Source organism: Vibrio cyclitrophicus (assembly GCA_023206055.1).
GTDB classification, from domain to species: Bacteria; Pseudomonadota; Gammaproteobacteria; order Enterobacterales; family Vibrionaceae; genus Vibrio; species Vibrio cyclitrophicus_A.
In genome coordinates this window covers 2,898,002-2,917,497 of record CP065366.1, presented here as the reverse complement: position 1 = coordinate 2,917,497, position 19,496 = coordinate 2,898,002, and the positions used below count along the sequence as shown (strand labels likewise).

General features: G+C 45.5%; 13 protein-coding genes. 6 read left to right on the top strand and 7 right to left on the bottom strand.

The annotated features are described in order from the left end of the window. Positions 1–38: 38 nt before the first annotated feature. On the top strand, positions 39–3,146 hold the full coding sequence (locus ITG09_12805; GenBank protein ID UPR51573.1) for a beta-galactosidase: 3,108 nt from the start codon (positions 39–41) through the stop codon (positions 3,144–3,146). Between the two features lie 141 nt (positions 3,147–3,287). Here the strand turns inward: ITG09_12805 and ITG09_12800 are convergent, their stop codons facing one another. The 5 genes from ITG09_12800 to ebgR all read right to left on the bottom strand — a co-directional run bounded on the left by ITG09_12800 (position 3,288) and on the right by ebgR (position 11,723). Further along, entirely contained in the window at positions 3,288–4,721 is a 1,434-nt protein-coding gene (locus ITG09_12800; GenBank protein UPR51572.1) for an amino acid permease, read from the bottom strand. Between the two features lie 573 nt (positions 4,722–5,294). Beyond that, a complete protein-coding gene (locus ITG09_12795; protein UPR51571.1) occupies positions 5,295–6,719 on the bottom strand; it encodes an amino acid permease in 1,425 nt (474 codons plus the stop codon). A gap of 140 nt (positions 6,720–6,859) precedes the next feature. Beyond that, on the bottom strand, positions 6,860–7,312 hold the full coding sequence (locus ITG09_12790; GenBank protein UPR51570.1) for a beta-galactosidase subunit beta: 453 nt from the start codon (positions 7,310–7,312) through the stop codon (positions 6,860–6,862). 3 nt (positions 7,313–7,315) lie between these two features. Then, complete coding sequence (gene ebgA / locus ITG09_12785) at positions 7,316–10,417, bottom strand: beta-galactosidase subunit alpha (protein ID UPR51569.1); 3,102 nt, start codon at positions 10,415–10,417, stop codon at positions 7,316–7,318. 322 nt (positions 10,418–10,739) lie between these two features. Next, positions 10,740–11,723, bottom strand: coding sequence for a transcriptional regulator EbgR (gene ebgR, locus ITG09_12780; protein UPR51568.1), 984 nt, complete (start codon positions 11,721–11,723; stop codon positions 10,740–10,742). Positions 11,724–12,117: 394 nt separating this feature from the next. On the opposite strand from ebgR, the gene galE reads away from it, so the two are divergent. The 4 genes from galE (at position 12,118) to galM (ending at position 16,954) form a co-directional block, all read left to right on the top strand. Beyond that, positions 12,118–13,128, top strand: a complete 1,011-nt coding sequence (gene galE / locus ITG09_12775; GenBank protein UPR53639.1) for a UDP-glucose 4-epimerase GalE — start codon at positions 12,118–12,120, stop codon at positions 13,126–13,128. A gap of 228 nt (positions 13,129–13,356) precedes the next feature. Next, positions 13,357–14,409 (top strand): UDP-glucose--hexose-1-phosphate uridylyltransferase, encoded by a 1,053-nt coding sequence (locus ITG09_12770; GenBank protein UPR51567.1) that lies wholly within the window; start codon positions 13,357–13,359, stop codon positions 14,407–14,409. A gap of 193 nt (positions 14,410–14,602) precedes the next feature. Continuing rightward, entirely contained in the window at positions 14,603–15,763 is a 1,161-nt protein-coding gene (galK, locus tag ITG09_12765) for a galactokinase (protein ID UPR51566.1), read from the top strand. Between the two features lie 111 nt (positions 15,764–15,874). Then, the gene (gene galM, locus ITG09_12760) at positions 15,875–16,954 is read left to right on the top strand and encodes a galactose-1-epimerase (GenBank protein ID UPR51565.1); all 1,080 of its coding nucleotides are present in this window, start codon (positions 15,875–15,877) and stop codon (positions 16,952–16,954) included. A gap of 219 nt (positions 16,955–17,173) precedes the next feature. On the opposite strand, the gene ITG09_12755 is transcribed toward galM, so the two are convergent. Next, positions 17,174–18,172, bottom strand: a complete 999-nt coding sequence (locus ITG09_12755) for a substrate-binding domain-containing protein (protein ID UPR51564.1) — start codon at positions 18,170–18,172, stop codon at positions 17,174–17,176. A gap of 197 nt (positions 18,173–18,369) precedes the next feature. On the opposite strand from ITG09_12755, the gene ITG09_12750 reads away from it, so the two are divergent. Beyond that, positions 18,370–18,702 (top strand): tRNA-binding protein, encoded by a 333-nt coding sequence (locus ITG09_12750; GenBank protein UPR51563.1) that lies wholly within the window; start codon positions 18,370–18,372, stop codon positions 18,700–18,702. Between the two features lie 46 nt (positions 18,703–18,748). On the opposite strand, the gene ITG09_12745 is transcribed toward ITG09_12750, so the two are convergent. Continuing rightward, the gene (locus ITG09_12745) at positions 18,749–19,303 is read right to left on the bottom strand and encodes a gamma-glutamylcyclotransferase (protein UPR51562.1); all 555 of its coding nucleotides are present in this window, start codon (positions 19,301–19,303) and stop codon (positions 18,749–18,751) included. Positions 19,304–19,496: the final 193 nt, after the last annotated feature.

Here is a 19,496-nt window from a genome sequence, read left to right as displayed (position 1 = left end):
ATGATTCACTATATTCGGTTTATCGTAAGGAACACTTAATGAGAACTTTCTCTCAGATCATCTCTGCCCGCGAATGGGAAAACCAACACATCACTCATCATAACGTTGTTGAGGCTCATGCTCCTTTGAATGGTTACACCTCGTTGGCAGAGGCTGTGGGGAAGAACTCGTCACGCACCTTGTCTCTCAATGGGGTTTGGAAGTTTCAGCTGTTCGATTCGCCTGAGTTGGTCTGCGAAGAGTTTGTCTCTGAACATTTTGATGATTCCTCATGGAAGTCGATCGCGGTGCCAAGCAACTGGCAGATGCAAGGCTTTGATAAACCGATCTATACCAATGTGAAATATCCTTTCGCTGATAACCCTCCCTTCGTCCCTAGCGATAATCCGACAGGACTCTACCGCACGCATTTTAACTGCACGGAACCGGAGCTATTAGATACCCATAGGCTGACCTTTGATGGCGTGAATTCTGCATTTCATTTGTGGTGCAACGGCAAGTGGGTTGGCTATTCGCAAGACAGTCGATTACCGGCTGAATTTGACGTGTCTGAATACTTACAAGCAGGCGAGAACACGCTAGCAGTCATGGTGCTGCGTTGGTCTGATGGTTCCTATCTTGAAGACCAAGATATGTGGTGGCTCAGCGGCATCTTCCGTGATGTGACTTTATTGAGAAAGCCCAAGGTCGCAATCGAGGATGTTGGTATTGAGACTCAGCTAGATGCTTGCTATCGCGATGCGGTTTTAAATATTTCTACGCAAATAACCAAGCACAGCAATGATGTAGAAGGCTTCGATAAGCTGAAAGCTGAACTTTATGATGCTCAAGGACAGTTGGTTTGTGAACCTCAAATCGTGGGCTTTGGCGAGCGAGTTGTGGATGAGAAAGGGCCTTGGTCTGAAGTCGCAGAGCACCGCCTTTCGGTCGTGAATCCGAACAAGTGGAGTGCCGAGTCACCCTACTTATATCGCTGTGTGGTGTCGTTACTCAATCAACAAGATGAGCTCATAGATTGTGAGGCTTACGATGTCGGCTTTCGAAGTGTTGAAATTACCGATAGTTTGCTAAAAGTTAACGGAAAACCGTTGCTGATTCGTGGCGTCAATCGTCATGAACATCACCCTGAATTGGGTCACACCATGACTCGAGAGGGGATGATTCAAGACATCAAACTGCTCAAACAAAATAACTTCAATGCCGTTAGAACCGCTCATTATCCGAATCATCCATTGTGGTATGAACTATGTGATGAGTATGGTCTGTATCTGGTTGATGAAGCGAATGTGGAAACTCATGGTCAATTTCCGATGTGCCGTTTATCCGATGATGCGTCATGGTTGAATGCGTACATGAGACGAATGACAAGGCTGGTGGAGCGCGATAAAAACCACGCCAGCGTGATCATTTGGTCGCTGGGCAATGAATCGGGTATTGGTCGTAATCACCATGCGATGTATCGATGGGTGAAACAAACTGATCCAACACGTCCTGTTCAGTATGAAGGTGGCGGGGCAGATACCGCAGCGACCGATATTTTATGTCCTATGTATGCGCGGGTTGATTGGGATTTACCTGTGGTTGAGAGTCAACCTGAGGTGACACCTCGCGTGGGTATTCGTAAAGCTATCGCTCTACCAAACGAGCAACGTCCTCTGATTCTCTGTGAATACGCCCATGCAATGGGGAACAGTCTAGGTAGCTTTGATAAATACTGGCAGGCGTTTAGAGACAACCCAAGACTACAGGGCGGATTTATCTGGGATTGGGTCGATCAAGGGATCACCAAAACCGATTCGAGCGGCAAACAGTACTGGGGCTATGGTGGTGATTTCGGCGACGAGATTAATGATCGCCAGTTCTGCATTAATGGTTTGGTGTTCCCAGACAGAACGGTGCATCCAACGCTTCATGAAGTGAAAAAAGCGCAGCAGTTTTATCAATTCAAGCTGGTTTCTGCATCACCACTGGTGATTGAGATTACTAGTGAGTATTTATTTGATTCAGAGTCTGTCGAAACGCTTAATTGGAATATCACTCAAGATGGAATTGTTCAATGTCATGGCAGTATTGAACTGTTTGTTGAAGCTCAATCCAGTGTGCAGATTGAGCTTGATGGTGTAACTATTCCGAAGACGGCCAACGTGCTTAATTACCTTAATCTCGAAGTGGTATTAAACACCAATACTGCATGGGCGGATAAAGGTCATGTGACGGCGATTGAACAGCTTAGCTTACCTACTCAACCACAATTGATGTTGGATGCTAACCTCTCTCAATTTCCACCGAAAGTGACTGAAACCGACACGCTGCTGACGGTGATTGGTGATGCTTATCAAGTAGAGTTCGACAGATTGTCTGGGACATTAGAAAGCTGGAAAATCAAAGGGGTGGAACAGCTTGCTAGTGGCCTTCGAGATAACTTTTATCGCGCACCATTAGACAACGATATCGGTGTCAGTGAAGCAAACCGTGTAGACCCCAATTCATGGATCGCACGCTGGCAGGCTATGAGGTTAGATAGGCTCACTCCAGAGTGCATCGAATTTTCATCCATCACTCAGAAAAATAGGGTGTCGGTGACTGCAAGAATTGCCCACACGGTGGAAGATCAGGTTCGTTTGTTGTCGACTTGGCAATACCAATTATTTGCCGATGGTGAGGTCAAATTAGATGTGGATGTTCAAGCGGCGAAAGGTTTGCCGTCTCTGCCACGAGTCGGATTTGAGTTTGCTTTGAAGCATGTGCCTGATGGGGTGGAATGGTTTGGTCGTGGGCCACACGAAAACTACCCAGATCGAAAGATGTCCGCACATATGGGGCTATATCAGCAAAGTATTGAACAAATGCATACCCCGTATATTTTCCCTTCTGATTGCGGTTTGCGTTGTGATGTTCGTGAGGCAAAAGTGGGCGCATTCGAATTGCAAGGAGACTTCCATTTCTCAGTCAGTCGTTTTGGGTTACAGCAGCTACAGAAGGCAAAACATACTTGTGACTTAACCGAACAAGACCAGTTGTTTGTGAACATCGATGGTTTTCATATGGGTGTGGGCGGTGATGATTCATGGACGCCAAGTGTCCATGATGAATACAAATTATTGAAAGAGCATTACCATTATCAGGTGCGGTTCTTTCCTAGCTAATTGATATTAATGATTTTATATAGGTTAGATAGTAAAAGGATCATGATAGGCCAAATAGTCTAAGTGATTGTTGTTTAGTCATAAAAAAGGCACTCACCAAATGGGAGTGCTTTAAGTTTTCAATCAGAACGTAGGGTAAAACTAAGCGTTGACCGGTTCAGGTTTCGCTTCTAGTTTTTTCTCTTCTGCAGATAAGCTTTTCTCGTATTGACCGTATTTCCACCATGCGTAACCAAGGAAGATCACAATCCCGCCAACGTTGTAGAAAATGATGGTCATGATGTCAGCGCCCGTTGGGAAGGTCGATGCAAAGAAGCCTACGGTAAAGATACCGATAAGAATCGAAACCGCAGTGATACCAACTCGGCGTGAGCCCATGCGGAAATCACGAGGAAGGTGGTCCAGTTTCACGCGCAGGTGAAGGTAAGCGATCATGATGAACAGTGGCGGTAGCATAGAAGCTGCTGCAGTCATGTTGATGATGGTGCTCATCAAATCTTGAACTGTGTCAGAGGCTAACGTTGGGATGAACATCAGCGGAATCACGATAAAGAACTGAACCCATGCTGCACGCTCTGGAACGCCTTGCTTGTTAAGCGCGACGGTTTTCTCACCGAAGATACCTTTAGGGATTTCAGAGAAGAAAATCTTAACTGGTGTCGCTGTCCACATCAGTAGAGAGCCTAGCATTGCCGTGAATGAAACCACACCCACGAAACGGTTCATCAAGATTTCAGACAGTCCAAAGTGTCTTGCTAGCCCTTCAAATACCTGTACTGAACCGCCAGTAAACTTCAACTCTTCACGAGCAACAAACACGTTAGCAAGTACAGAGCCAACGGAGTAAAGCGCACCGATAAAGATACCGGCAATGATGATTACCTTAACGAAAGATTTGTGACCGCCCTTGATGTCGTTTACGTAAACTGCGACCGATTCTGCACCGCCCGCCGCCATGAAGATCCAAGTGATTACGCCAAGGAATGCCCAGTTAAAGCTCGGTGTCATTGCCTCAATCGTGATTGGGTCAGCAGGTTCGATACCACCAACCAATGCGCCGCCTGATAACAGGATGTAAGACATAGTCAGCAATAGCATCAGTGACGAAGTTAAAGAGGTGATAGGGCCCAGTAGCTTCGCGCCGTTGTTCGAGATGTGAGTCGCGACCGCAAACAAAATGGTACTCAGAATTGCTGTGGTCATTGGCGTGAAGATGTACTCGAAACCTAAGAACGCATATGACGCATAAGCGATGATTCTAGGCAACAGAGACGTGAAGAAGAATAGGTTAACAAACCAGTATGTGTAAGCCGAAATAAATGCCCAGCGGCCGCCTAGCGAGCTTTTAACCCAAGAATAAACACCCGCTTCAGAGTCTTTATTCAGTGACACAAATTCAGCGACTATCAGACAGAAAGGAACAAAATAAAAGATGGTTGCTAAAAAGAACATCGGAGCCGAAGAGAGGCCGATTTCGATGTTGTTATTAATGATGTTATTGAAGCTATATACCGCCGCGAAGGTCATAGACAGTAGGGCAAATTTGCCTATCGTACTGCGTTTATTATCGGACATGATGTTCTCCGGTGAATCACGTTGATGATCGTTATAACTTGGTCCTAGAGAGGGAGGCTCTAGGCCGCACTTTTATTGTTATGTTGGTTTGGCAAACACCCGCTCAGATCAATCAGGGTTGGCTCAGATATTATTTTTATAGATTTACGATCGGACTTCTTAGTGATTTAACTTTGCTGTTTTCAGTAAATTTATTACCGAAATAACAGGTTAACGACTCAGAAGTTCTATAAAGAGATTGGCAGTTTCATGTGCGACGTTTGATAAGGCTTGTAGGGGCTTTGTGTCGTTTTTTATATGGAATAGCTTGTCTCTTCAGCAAGAAGATTAAAGATTAAGCGGCGGGAAGTTAATCTAAATTGATCGAATATGTGACATTGGGTAAATAAATTTAGTTAATATTTTACCTTGGTTTTTATTCGAGTTTTCTTACCGATTAATTGGCGTTTTTCGTGAAGTGAAACCTTGACGTAACGGCGTTTTTATTTTTGTGGTTGCTACTTTAATTGTCTGATTTAAAACAAAAAAAAGCGCCATGGCAGGCGCTTTTAAAGTTGGGGGTAATTCAGAGTGCTACGATTGCTTAGCTGTTTCTAGCTTTGCTTCTTTACCTGCTTGCTTCTTTTCAAAGCGAGAGATCCACCACCAAGCGATAGCTGAGAACACTGCCGTCATAAATACGTTGACGAAGAACGCTTGCATTAGGTCTACACCCGTTGGGAATGCTGATGCTGTCATGCTCACAACGAAGATACCGATAAGTACAGATACAACAGCCATACCTTGAACTCGAGTACCCATGCGGAAGTCACGTGGCGTATCGTCATGCTTCAAGCGGAATACAAAGTACGCCACCATGATGAAGATAGGCGGTAACATTGCCGTACCTGCTGTTAGGTTAATCGCGGTGTTCATCATGTCTTGTACAGACTCAGAACCGAAGCCGTTAATCACTAGCATTAGGAATACGAACGCAAACTGCCACCATGCTGCACGTACTGGCACGCCGTGTTCGTTAAGCTCAGTCGTCTTTTCACCGTAAACACCTTTAGGGATTTCAGAGAAGTGAATTTTCACTGGAGCTGCTGTCCACATCATCATCGAACCGAACATAGCGACGAATAGGATGATACCGACGAAGCGACCCGTTAGAGATTGGGAAATGTCTAAGTAGTTCGCCATACCAGTGAAGATTTCAACCATGCCGCCAGCATAAGTTAGCTCATCACGTGCAACGAATACGTTCACTAATAGAGAACCGACTGCGTACATGATACCGATAGCGATACCCGCGCTGATGATCACCTTGATGAAAGACTTATGACCACCTTTAACATCGTTTAGGTAAGCGGCTGCAGTTTCTGCACCACCGGCTGCCTGGAAGATCCAACACATGATGCCTAACGTTGCCCAGTTGATGGTTGGCGTCATTGCCTCTAGCGTGATTGGTTCAACCGGTTCGTGGTTACCGCCCAGTGCCATCAGTGCACCGATAACGTAAATCGCGAACAGAGCAAATACGCCGTATGCCACGATCTCTGCAATCTTACCTAACCAGCTCGCACCTTTGGTTGAGATGTGCGTTGCTGCAGCAAATAGGCCAATCGAGATTGCCGATGTCACGACAGGAGAGAAGGCGTATTCGTAGCCAAGCATTGCGTAAGATGCGTAGGCGATGACGTTTGGTAACAGCGATACAAACCAGAAAAGGTTCACGAACCAGTACAGGAACGAACCTAGGTAGGCCGCTTTAGTACCCAGCGGTTTTTTTAGCCAGTCGTACATGCCTGACTCTGAATTTTTGTTTGCTGATACGAATTCAGCAATGATGAACACGAATGGAATGAAGTAAATAAGGGTCGCAAGCAAAAAGATAGGAGCAGAACTCAATCCCAATTCGATGTTGTTATTTACGATGTTGCGAACGTTAAATACCGCTGCAAATGTCATGGAGAGCAAGGCAAATTTGCCCAACTTACCGCGTACAGATTCAGACATAGTGTCCTCCGGGGAATCACATAATTATAGTCGTTATTTCTCTATGCTTCTTTGTAGGGAAGAAGCATAGAGGGTTTGTTCAGTTTATTTGAGCCTTGAACGGCAAGGCTCAAACGCGCTGTGAATTAATAGGGTTTTACTTACTTATTAAGGAAGTAACCGTCTTCAATGGTCACTTTCAGAACCACTTTGCGAACTCGGTTATCGCCGTGGAAGCGGTAAGCTTTGCTGTTATCAAAAATTGCTACTTGGCCTTCAGCTAACTCACGAGTTTCACCGTTACCCAGTAGGTGTTCACGGTCAGTTTCATCGCTGTAAACTTGGATTTGTTCTAGCTCTGATTTCGCTGCGAACTCGACAGTTTCACGACCTTCTAGGTAGTAGTGCACATCGAAATAACGACGGTTGCCTGTAAAGTTTTCAGTGTTACGAGCCACGCCGTCTTCAATCATGTAAGCCAGTGAGTCACCAATCGAATACATCACGCCATCTTTGATGTTGCCGATGTTTTCAATCGCTTCTACACAGCGTTGCCATTTACGACCATCGCGGTAGACGACTTTAAATTGTTCTAAGCTTTCTAAAACGATCATCGCTTATGCCTCGTTCTGTTGTGGTTGAGCTTTCGGTGCGTTCGCCGTAAAAAACTCATCGCCAAAGTTGTGATTGATTAGGTGCTGCGCGTCGCAATCGCCTGCTTGGAATGGAATCAGAGTTAAGCCGTAGCGGAACTCGTCCATGTACACGCGGTAAGAGTCGAGCACTTCGCTGCCCCAAGAGTTCGAGCCTAAGCCCATCACTTGGTGATCTAGGTTTAGCGTGATGTAACCGCTCTTCTCTAGCTCAATGGTGTGTTGTGCTTGGTGTAGGTTTTGGTTGGTGTAGAACCATGCGCTGAAGTTGATTTCTCGCTGTGGTTTTACTGCAATACCATTACCCGCGCGGCTTGAAAGTGCAGCCCAACGAACATGTTGGCGGTTGCCGTTGTTTTGTGGGAACGGGTAGTTCTCGAACATGTCAGCCACGGTTGATTGGTAAACATCAATCATGTTGGCTTGCTTGCTGTCTTGGTAGTTCTCTTCAGGGCCGCGACCGTAGTATTGAACTTGGTCGAAATCGCCATTAATGCCCATATCGAAACCAATCACTGGAATCACATGTGGGTAATCACCGTAACGTTCGCCGCTCAGTTCAACGTTCAGTTGGCCTTCGGCACTGATTTGGTAGCGATATTCACAGCGCATGCCGAAATCAAATACCGGTGGAGCAATGATGCTGGTGGTGGTGATCTCAATCTTGCCGTTGTTCTCTTCCACGTTTAGCGTGCGGAAGTGCTCTTGCATGATCTGTAGATGCGCAGGCTCCCAGTAACCATCGTGCTCTTGCTTATGGTTATCGATCATTGGCTTGAAGAAGTTCAGCTTAGGCTCCGACTTAATCAGTTCTTCGCCATTGACTAACCATGACGTCAGCTTGCCGTTCACTTTCGAGAAGTTCAGTGCGAAGTTGTGGCCCTTGATTAGGTAAGCGAGACGAGATTCTTCAACATTCAGTGCTGTCGCATTGTTGTTGGTGAAGGCTTCAAGTTGTGCTGTATTCTCTTTCACTTGGAACTGGTAAACCGCGATGTCGTGGTTCGCTTCGCTGTATGAAGTACGAGAATCCTTACGAACCGTGAAGTTCACAAACACTTCACGCTCATCAAGCTGTGGCAAGTTAAGCGTCAGTTCGCGGCTAGAGTTTTCAGCCAACTCTTCAACCTTGATGTGTTGTACGGCAATGGTTTCACCTTCAGCGCGGATTTCCGCTGTGATGGTGTAGTCATCGATGTTTGAGAACCAAAGCTTGTTGTCTACTGTGAAGGTACCCGTTTGTGCATTGAAATCGCGAAGCTTCACTGGGGCAATCACTTGTTTGTACTCTTTCAAACCTGGACCAGGTGTTTGGTCTGGGTAGATCAAACCGTCCATGCAGAAGTTGTAGTTGTTCGGGTAATCACCGTAGTCACCACCGTACTTGTAGAATTCTGTTCCAGCTTCATCACGCGCTAGAATGCCGTGGTCACACCATTCCCAAACATAGTGACCTTGAATCGAGTCGTGCTTGTAGAACACGTTTTGGTACTCGGCTAAACCGCCCGGGCCGTTACCCATGGCGTGTGCGTATTCACAGATAATGCGTGGTTTTTCGTGTGGGAATTCACCGAAGGCATTCATCAGTTGAGCACGTGAGTACATGGTTGAAATGATGTCGACCACTTCAGCATCACGGTCTTCTTCGTAGTGAACTAAACGCGTGTCATCAATCGCTTTAGCGGCGTCGTACATAGAACGAATGTTACAGCCGTAGCCAGACTCGTTACCTAAAGACCACATGATGATAGAAGGGTGGTTCTTTTGAGCGTGAATGTGACGTTCGATACGCTCAACAAACACCGCTTCCCATGCAGCATCGTTAGTGATGCGGCTTAGGTCGCCAACGTTAGCAAAACCGTGTGTTTCGACATCGGTTTCACCCATCACGAATAGGCCGTAGATATCACACAATTCGTAGAAGCGTGGGTCGTTCGGGTAGTGTGCAGTACGTACTGAGTTGATGTTGTGTTGCTTCATCAGTACTAAATCTTTCTCTACGCGATCCATGCCGACAGCACGACCTTTCAGGTGGTCGTTGTCGTGACGGTTCACGCCGTGCAGCATCACGTATTTGTTGTTGATGTAGAACAGACCATCACGCACTTTAATATCACGGAAACCAACGCGTTGTGGAATCACTTCCAGCACCTTGCCGTCAGCGTCTTTCAGCGTAAGCAACAGTTGGTATAGGTAAGGGTTTTCAGCGTTCCATTGAACTGGGTTCACGACATCGATAGAGAATTGAGTACTCGCATTGCCATCGACATTTAAGTTATCTAGTGAGCCTTGCGAGATAACTTGGCTGCCATCAAGCAATGCGTACTCAAGAGTAGCGTTGGTCGCTGCTGCTAGGTTTTCTAGAGCAACATTGCACGAAAGGGTTGCGCTTTGGTAAGCATCGTCAAAATCAGTGCGAACCGTTAGATCTTGAACGTGCAGTTGTTCTTTACCAACAAGGTAAACATCACGGAAGATACCACCCGTCCACCACATGTCTTGGTCTTCAATGTAGGTTGAGTCAGCCCACTGCATCACACGAATTGAAAGAAGGTTGTTGCCCGCTTTTACATGGCTAGAGATATCGAACTCGGCGGTTAGGCGGCTGCCTTTGCTGAAACCTACGTACTCTCCGTTTACGTAAACTTCGAAGTAAGTCTCTACGCCATCAAATTTGATGATGGTTTGTTTCTCGTCCCAGCTTTCGCCAAGGAAGAAAGAACGTTGGTATGCGCCAGTTGGGTTGTCTGATGGGACGAAAGGCACATCAATTGGGAATGGGAAACCTTCATCTGTGTATTGAAGATCGCCGTGGCCTTCCATTTGCCACATGTTTGGAACCGTAATGTGGCCCCAGTCGCTCATCTCTTGAGAGTAAAACTCTTCAGGAACCAGTAACGGGTTGGTGAAGTAGTTGAAATTCCATTGACCACTTAATAGTTGGAAGTGGCTGCTTAATTCACGTTGAAATGTCTTAGCTGTTTTTTCTGATGCGTATGAGAAGAAGTAAGCACGTGGTGCCATACGGTTCTCATGTAAGTTCAGGAAGTTTTCCCAGTTGTTCACGTTGCCTCTCTCTCGGCCTGTTTGAATGCTGGCCGACGTTCTTATGCGTAATTGGGTCGTAGTGAATACGAGTATTTTTTGGACTGAGGTAATTATTAGTAAAAGTTTTACTAAATGAAATTAGTGAAAACGTTTTACTTTAACTCCATCACGTTTTTTGTGGGCTTTTTACAGTGCTGTGTGATCCACTTAAAAGAATGCTATTTGGTGTTTTATACAGCAGATTGGAAGAGACGATATGTGATTGGAGAGGGAGATAACAGGTACAAAAAAGGTCACCTATAATAGAGGTGACCTTTCATTATCTATTTGAAATGTATTGTTATTTTGTTGTATCGCGCAGCTTGAGTTTACTTGGTACGTAAACTCTTAGTGGGATAGTTCGGCCATCGCGTGCTTTCTCAATCAGAAGGTTAACACCTTGAATTCCCATTAGTTCAGAGTGAATACGAACGGTTGATAAACTTGGGAAGGTAAATTTAGCGGTTGGGATGTCATTGACACTGATCAGCGCAATGTCTTCTGGAATGCTCAATCCATGTTCATGAACGGCGCGTAAAACACCAATTGCAATCGAATCTGATGCAATAAACATCGCTTTCGGGTAATCGCCGCTCTCTAGCATCTTCTTCGCCAGCTTGTAGCCAGATGAACTAGAGAAGTCACCGCGATAGATATCTTGTTCGCTGACTACGTTCTTCAAACCACCGTATTCTGCAAAGGCGACTTCGCGAATATCAGAGGTGTTAATGTCGTCTTGGCCACCGATGAAACCAATGCGTTGGTAGCCTTGGTTAATGAAGAAGTTGGTGATCTCTTTGCTGATGCGAGCAAGGTCAATATCAACTGAGTCATAAGGTTCAGAGTGATCGGTAAAGTCGACATAGCAGATATTATCGGTGAGCTTTTTCGCTTGTGCGATAACTTCTTGCGTCATTCTACCAACCAGTAAAATACCGGTTATCTGGCTAGAGTTTGTCTGTATTTTACTTTCGTAACAGTTGGTTAGGTTAACTTCCATCTTCTCGCACTGTGTCTCAATACCGTGGCGAATCGATAGATAATAAGGGTCGTTAACTTCCGCTTCTTGCTTGTAGTTGTACAGAGCAAGGAAGTGGTGGTTCTGCTTTTTACCGCTAACCGATTTACGTGAGCTGCTGGTTTTGTATTCCAACTTCTCGGCAATTTCAAAGATACGCCTTTTGGTCTCTTCCTTGACGCTTAATGTAGGATCTTCATTGAGAACCCGAGAAACGGTAGCTAATGAAACATTTGCTTCCGTCGCGATATCTTTTAACGTTGCCATACTCACTTCCTGTTCTTGGAACATTGCGCTGCTTTGAAATTTGTCTTTAGTAAAAAAAGCAATGCACCTCTTTATTCTACTGACCTATTGTAATCAAACTGAAAGCCAATGCATTAACTTTTAGTAAAATAAATGCTCAACTCCTCTGTGATGTCGCAAATCTAACTATCTATAAAGATCTCATTTAATTTCAATGAATTAGCGCTATCTATCGATTCGTCAATTCTATATTGATATGAATATGTCTCGTGGAACTTTGTGTAAACGTTTACACTTCGTGGTTCTGATCACAGAATTATAGTCAGATTGGCTGCTACTATTTCTGTAACAACGAACTAATACACAGAGTATCGGTTCAGATTTCATCATGAATGACAGTGAAGAGAGGTTGATTGTGAAAGTACTGGTAACGGGCGGCATGGGTTACATCGGAAGTCACACATGTATTCAAATGATGCAGGCGGGCATGGAGCCCATCATTGTAGACAACCTTTGCAACAGCAAAGAGCTAGTACTGGAGCGAATCAATGCGCTAACCGGTCAAACGCCAACATTTTACCTTGGCGACATTCGTGATGAATCCTTCTTAGATGGTGTTTTTGCTAAGCATGACATTCAAGCCGTAATTCATTTCGCTGGCCTAAAAGCGGTGGGCGAATCAGTTGCTAAGCCTTTGGAGTACTACGATAACAATGTAAATGGTTCTCTGGTTCTAGCGCGCAGCATGAAGAAAGCAGGCGTGAAAAGCATCGTGTTTAGCTCTTCGGCAACCGTGTACGGCGACCCTGAGATTGTGCCGATCACCGAAAGCTCACCAACGGGCGATACCACAAACCCTTACGGTCGTAGCAAGTACATGGTCGAAGAGTGTTTGAGTGATTTGTTCAACGCTGAAAACGATTGGAGCGTCACTTTACTGCGCTACTTTAATCCTGTTGGCGCACACCCATCAGGCACCATGGGCGAAGATCCGCAAGGCATTCCAAACAACCTAATGCCGTTCATCGCACAGGTTGCCGTTGGCCGTAGAGAGAAGCTTTCTATCTTTGGAAACGATTACCCAACACCGGATGGAACAGGCGTTCGTGACTACATTCACGTGATGGATCTGGCTGATGGCCACGTAGCTGCATTAAAAGCCGTGGGTGAGAAAGCGGGTCTACACATTTACAACCTAGGTACAGGTAAAGGCTCGAGTGTACTTGAGATGGTTGAAGCCTTTGCACAAGCGTCGGGCAAGCCAGTTCCTTACGAATTATGTCCGCGTCGTGCTGGTGATATTGCCGAATGTTGGGCAAGCACTGAAAAGGCAGAACGCGAACTGGGCTGGAAGGCGACACGCAGCGTGATGGAAATGACGGCGGATACCTGGAATTGGCAGTCGAACAACCCCCAGGGTTACTAAGAGACTTTTAGGTTATTGAGAAAAGCGAGATTCCAGATATCTCGTACCTCGATTCTGGAATGACGAAGGAGCATAAGGCTATGAAGCGGTTGCCTTTGCATAAATAGCACAATGAGATTACACGTCATTCCCTACAGCGAGGAACGAGCGTGATAGGGAATCTCCTTGTAGAAGAATTATTCGTCTTGGTGAATTGACCAAGACACAAAAATTAAGAGCAATGTAAGTATGTCAAAAGTTGAATTTAACCCAGTAGACCACCCGCATCGTCGTTATAACCCACTAACGGGTCAGTGGATCTTAGTATCACCGCACCGTGCTAAACGCCCGTGGAGCGGTCAAGACGAGAAGCCATCGACTGAACAACTTCCTGAGTACGAGAAAGAGTGTTTCTTGTGCCCAACCAACACACGTATCTCGGGTGATGAAAACCCAGATTACGACGGTACTTATGTATTCAGTAATGATTTCGCGGCGTTGATGCCTGATTCGCCTGACGCTCCAGAGTCTGACAACCCTCTATTTAAGACTCAAGGTGTTCGTGGGTTGAGCCGCGTTATCTGTTTCTCTCCAGACCACAGCAAAACGCTGCCAGAGTTACCGGTGAATAAAATCCGCGGCGTGATAGATACCTGGAACGAGCAGATTGAAGAGCTTGGTAAAGATTACCTATGGGTTCAAGCGTTTGAGAACAAAGGCGAGACAATGGGCTGTTCTCAGCCTCACCCACACGGTCAAATTTGGGCGAACAGCTTTCTGCCAAACGAAATTGAACGTAAAGAAAAGCTTCTAAAAGAATACTTCGAGCAACAAGGTTCAAACCTATTAGTGGACTACGTTGAAGCTGAAATGAAAGACGGATCTCGCACTGTGGTTGAAACTGAACATTGGATTGCTGTGGTTCCTTACTGGGCGGCATGGCCATTTGAAACCATGTTGCTGCCAAAAACACATATTCGTCGCATGAGTGAACTGACTGACGAACAACGTGATGATTTAGCGCTTGCGGTTAAGAAGCTGACCAGTCGTTACGACAACTTGTTCCAATGTTCATTCCCCTACTCTATGGGTTGGCATTATGCGCCGTTCTTCGAAGAAGGTACCGACATCGATCACTGGCAGCTGCATGCGTTGTTCTACCCGCCACTGTTACGCAGTGCTTCAGTTCGCAAGTTCATGGTGGGCTACGAAATGTTGGCTGAATCTCAACGTGATTTGACCGCAGAACAAGCTGCGCAACGTCTTCGTGATTTGAGTGACGTTCACTACAAAGAGCAGTAAGACGCAGCTTTTTAGGTAACAAACGAGATTCCTGATATCTCGTCCCTCGATTCTGGAATGACAGTTTCATTGAAACGTTTAGCGTCAATCCCGAGAGTGAGGAACAAAGGAGTCGGGAATCTCAAAGAATTAAAGTGGTGCCATGAAGGGGCCATAACCAATTGAACAAAGAGTTTAAGCAGAGAGTTTACTTATGTCTGATCTAATCCAAAACGTGAAAGCATCTTTTGAGCAAGTCCTTGGCTACCAAGCGACTCACATCGTTCAAGCGCCAGGTCGTGTGAACCTGATTGGCGAGCACACTGACTACAACGATGGTTTTGTTCTACCGTGTGCCATTAACTACCAAACCGTTGTAGCGGCGGCGAAGCGCGACGACAACATCGTTCGTGTTGTGTCTGTCGACTACGATAATGCAGTAGACGAATTCGACATCACTCAAGAGATCACGTTCCAACAGGACAAGATGTGGGCGAACTACATTCGTGGTGTGGTGAAGTGCTTAAAAGGTCGTGGTTTTGAATTTACAGGTGCAGACATCTCTGTAACGGGCAACGTGCCTCAAGGTGCAGGTTTGAGTTCATCGGCGGCACTAGAGGTGGTTATTGGTCAGACATTCAAGGTGCTTTACAACCTAGAGATCACTCAAGCTGAAGTCGCATTGAATGGTCAGCAAGCAGAGAACGAATTCGTTGGTTGTAACTGCGGCATTATGGACCAAATGATCTCGGCTGAAGGTCGTGCGAACCACGCGATGCTTTTGGATTGCCGTAGCCTAGAAACTCAAGCGGTTTCGATGCCTGAAGATATGGCCGTGGTGATCATCAATTCAAACAAGAAACGTGGTTTGGTCGACAGTGAATACAACACGCGTCGTGAGCAATGTGAGGAAGCTGCACGCATCTTTGGTGTTCCAGCATTGCGTGATGTGACGATTGAACAGTTCAATGCGAAAGAGTCTGAACTTGATGAGATGGTCGCTAAGCGCGCTCGTCACGTGATTACAGAAAATGACCGTACGGTTGAAGCGGCTCAAGCTCTGCGCACTCATGATATGAAGCGTATGGGTGAGTTGATGGCTGAATCTCATGCATCAATGCGTGATGATTTTGAAATTACGGTTAAAGAGATTGATACGCTGGTTGATATGGTCAAAGAAGTGATCGGCGAACAAGGTGGCGTGCGTATGACTGGCGGTGGTTTCGGTGGTTGTATTGTGGCATTGGTTCCACCTGCATTGGTTGATGAAATTAAAACAACCGTTGAGCAGAAATATCAAGCGGCGACGGGTCTAAAAGAATCTATTTATGTGTGCCAAGCGAAAGACGGAGCAGGCTTAGTTGAAGTAATCTAACGGCTTCGAGACTTAATATAGAGCTTACCAAGTAAAAAGATCATGGTAGGCCAAATGCTAAAGCCTTTACTTCAGGTAGAGGGTTTTTACTGGCACTAGAAGGAATTTAGAATGACACAAGAGCAAAACCTGCATCAATCCATGACGCAGACTCCAGCCTATGATGGCCAACCCGCTCAGTTAGTGACGCTGTCAAATACGCATAGCATGCAAGTGACATTCATGGATATTGGGGCAACATGGTTGAGCTGTATCCTGCCGGTAAAAGGAAATAGAAGAGAAGTTTTGTTGGGTGTTAACTCAATGGAGAACTTCGATAAACAAGCCAGCTATATGGGTACAACTGTTGGTCGTTATGCTAACCGCATAGCCAATGGTCGTTTCAAAATTGATGGTCAGAACCACAAGCTGGAAACCAACCAAGCGGGCAATACTTTACATGGTGGCCCAGATGGTTTTGATAAACGCCGTTGGAATATTGCCGAGCAAACTGAAACGTCAGTGATGTTTACTCTTGAGTCTGCTGATGGTGACCAAGGATTCCCGGGGAATTTGAATGTGTCGGTGCGTTATGACATCACCGAAGACAATCGAGTTTCCATTAATTACTCTGCAACCACAGACAAGCCGACTGTAGTCAACCTAACGAATCATGCGTACTTCAATCTACTTGGCGCTGAAGCTGGACACGACTGTTTGTCACACATTGTTAGCATTAACGCCAATCAATTCTTACCGACCAATTCGGTAGGAATCCCATTAGGTAACCTTAAATCGGTGAAATCGACCAGCTTCGACTTCAATCAGCCTATGATGATCTCAGAGCGTTTGTTGGGTGATGAACAGCAGAAAGCAGCCAAGGGTTACGACCACTCTTTCTTATTGGCTGACGGCTGTAAGCGCACTCAATGCGCCGCGACCGTAACCTCGCCAGATGCGCTCGTTACACTAAAAGTATTTTCAACCAAACCTGCGATGCAGCTATACACCGGAAACTGGCTTGGTGGCACACCAAACCGAAGTGGTGGCAGCTATGAAGACTACGCAGGTTTGGCATTAGAAACCCAGTTCTTACCTGACTCTCCTAACCACCCAGAGTGGAAGCAGGACAGTTGTATTCTCAAGCCTGAACAAGAATATAACTACAGTACCTGTTACCAGTTTGAATTTTCGGGGGATTCTTCAAACTAATACGCTCTAGCTCAAAGTGGTTACGCCAATATCTTTTGCTAGTGAATAGGACGATGTGAATTATCGCGTTGTTCTTGGGGGATGAGCAAAAGTGGCGCTCAACAAGAGTGCGGTTTATTAAGCGCGATTGTTGAGTATCTGAGTAAGGTAGGAAAGCCCTAACAGAAGCGATTCTGTTAGGGCTTTTTTTTGTTTATTGTTTGATGATTAAACTAGAACTTAGACTTTCTCTACCGAATTACGACGTACCAGAGTTGGAGAGAACATCATTGGCTCAGTTGAGGTGTTTTCACCTTTGGCTAAGTGCAATGCGAGTCGTGTCGCTTTCTCTGCCATCATCTGAATCGGGTAGCGAATAGTGGTGAGCTTTGGATGAACATAGCGGGCAATCAAGCCATCATCGAAACCGATGATCGACATTTTGTCCGGCGCTTGAATACCGTTTTCATCAAGGACAGACAAAGCACCAGCTGCCATGTAATCGTTGTACGCCACAATACCAGTGATTGGCAGCGATTTAGTCAGAAGGTTAGTCATGGCGTATTCGCCACCGTCACTGGTGGGCGCTGAGTATTCAATATAGCTGTCAGATAGCGCTATTTTGTAATCTGAGAGTGCCGCTAAGTAACCTTGGATACGCTCATCGGCATCTTCAATGCTGTGCGATGAAGCGATACAGGCAATATTTTTATGACCATGACGGATCAGATATTCAGTCGCAAGATACGCGCCTTTCTTGTTGTCCAAGAAAATACAACGGTTGGCTATCTCAGCAATATAGCGATTGATCAGCACTAAGCCTTTGACTTCTTTTGCATAGGCAATCAGTTCTTCGTCAGTTAGGCCTTTCGAGTGGATCACCAAGGCGTCGCAACGGCTGTTAATCAGCAATTCAATCGCTTGTCTCTCTTCTTCACGATCGTGTGAGCCATTGCCGACAAGGATATGTTTTCCGTTCTCACGAGCGACATTATCGACAGCCTTAACCAGCGTGCCAAAAAAGGGATCGGAGATGTCACCGACTAGTACACCAACAGTGTTCGTGCTTTGGCTTACCAGTGCACGAGCATTGGCATTCGGACGATAGCCGAGTTTAGACATCGCTTTAGTTACAGACTCTACCGAGCTTGCACTCGCCTTAGGAGACTTGTTGATCACTCGAGATACGGTTGCAACAGAAACACCAGCTTCCTTTGCTACATCTTTAATTGTTGCCATTTTTAACCTCTATACATTGCTGCATCTATTTAACACCGACAATGATAGTAAGGCAACGAAACTCTCATTTTACTTCCAGTAATGAGATCTTTACCGCTTGTAATTATTAGGCTTAATGCTAGTGTAAACATTTACATTTTACTTAATTTTAGTAAACAATTTAATGAGTGAAAATAAATCAATATAGGAAGTGAGAAATGGATACTGTCTCTTATGGTGACTTTGCTAAGTTAGAAATGCGTGTGGGTAAGATCATTGAAGTTGTGCGTCATGAAAACGCCGACAAACTGTACATCGTGCAAGTGGATATCGGTGACAAGACGCTACAAACGGTGACCAGCCTAGTGCCTTACTACACCGAAGAAGAGTTGATGGGTAAGCAGGTTGTTGTTTTGTGTAATCTAGCGAAGGCGAAGATGAGAGGGCACACTTCTGAGTGCATGTTGTTATGTGCCGAAACGGAAGATGAATCTGAAAGTGTATTGCTGACCCCGGAACGTGCGATGTCAGCGGGTATTCGTGTCGTTTAAGCTCACTTTAGGTTGGTGAGTCAATGTGTTCACCAACCTAAATCAACTAGCTGCGCACGGTCAGTATCAAGCCATCGATTACACTGTGGTGGTGATCGGAAACCCCAGCAAGGTTGCCGTATTTAGGTTGGTGGCGATCATTTTCTAATGGGTGATGCCAACCTTGTGTGTGTTTAACAAAGTGCGCTGCAAAGCTTTCAGACACTTCTAAACATCCTGCTAATACCGTATCGACGTAGGTTTGAACGATAGGGCTGTTTTCGCAAGGTGCTTCAATCTCGTCTTTGATGTAAACCCAGATCGATTGCTCTTGTTTAAACTCATTTTGGCTTTCTATCTGAGAGGCCTTTAATTCGATTCGGTGATAACCACGCTCACGGCGATCAAATTCAGCCAGTGCAATATCATCCACCTCAAGCAACACACCATTCACTTGTCCCTCGCCAAGATTGACGATCAAAGGTGATAATACATAGCTGTCATCGATCTTGCTCCAATGGCGAATTAAGCCATGAACAATTGCAGGGATCGCTTGCCCTGTCTGACCGGTAAGCTGGCGTGAAGATGAGTTGATTAAGCTGCCATAACCAAAAATATACATCGCATTCCTTGTCTGAGTTGTTCCATTTAAGTCTAGTCTTACTATATGTGGCGAGATACCAAAAGTCAGTAAGTTTCTATTTATACATACATATGTCTTTATGACTCTTTTGGTTGTGTTTTTTTGACTTGTTTATTGGCTAGTGAATCTCGTGAGTCGCTGTTTTTACTGGTTTTATCTAATTGGCGCGTTT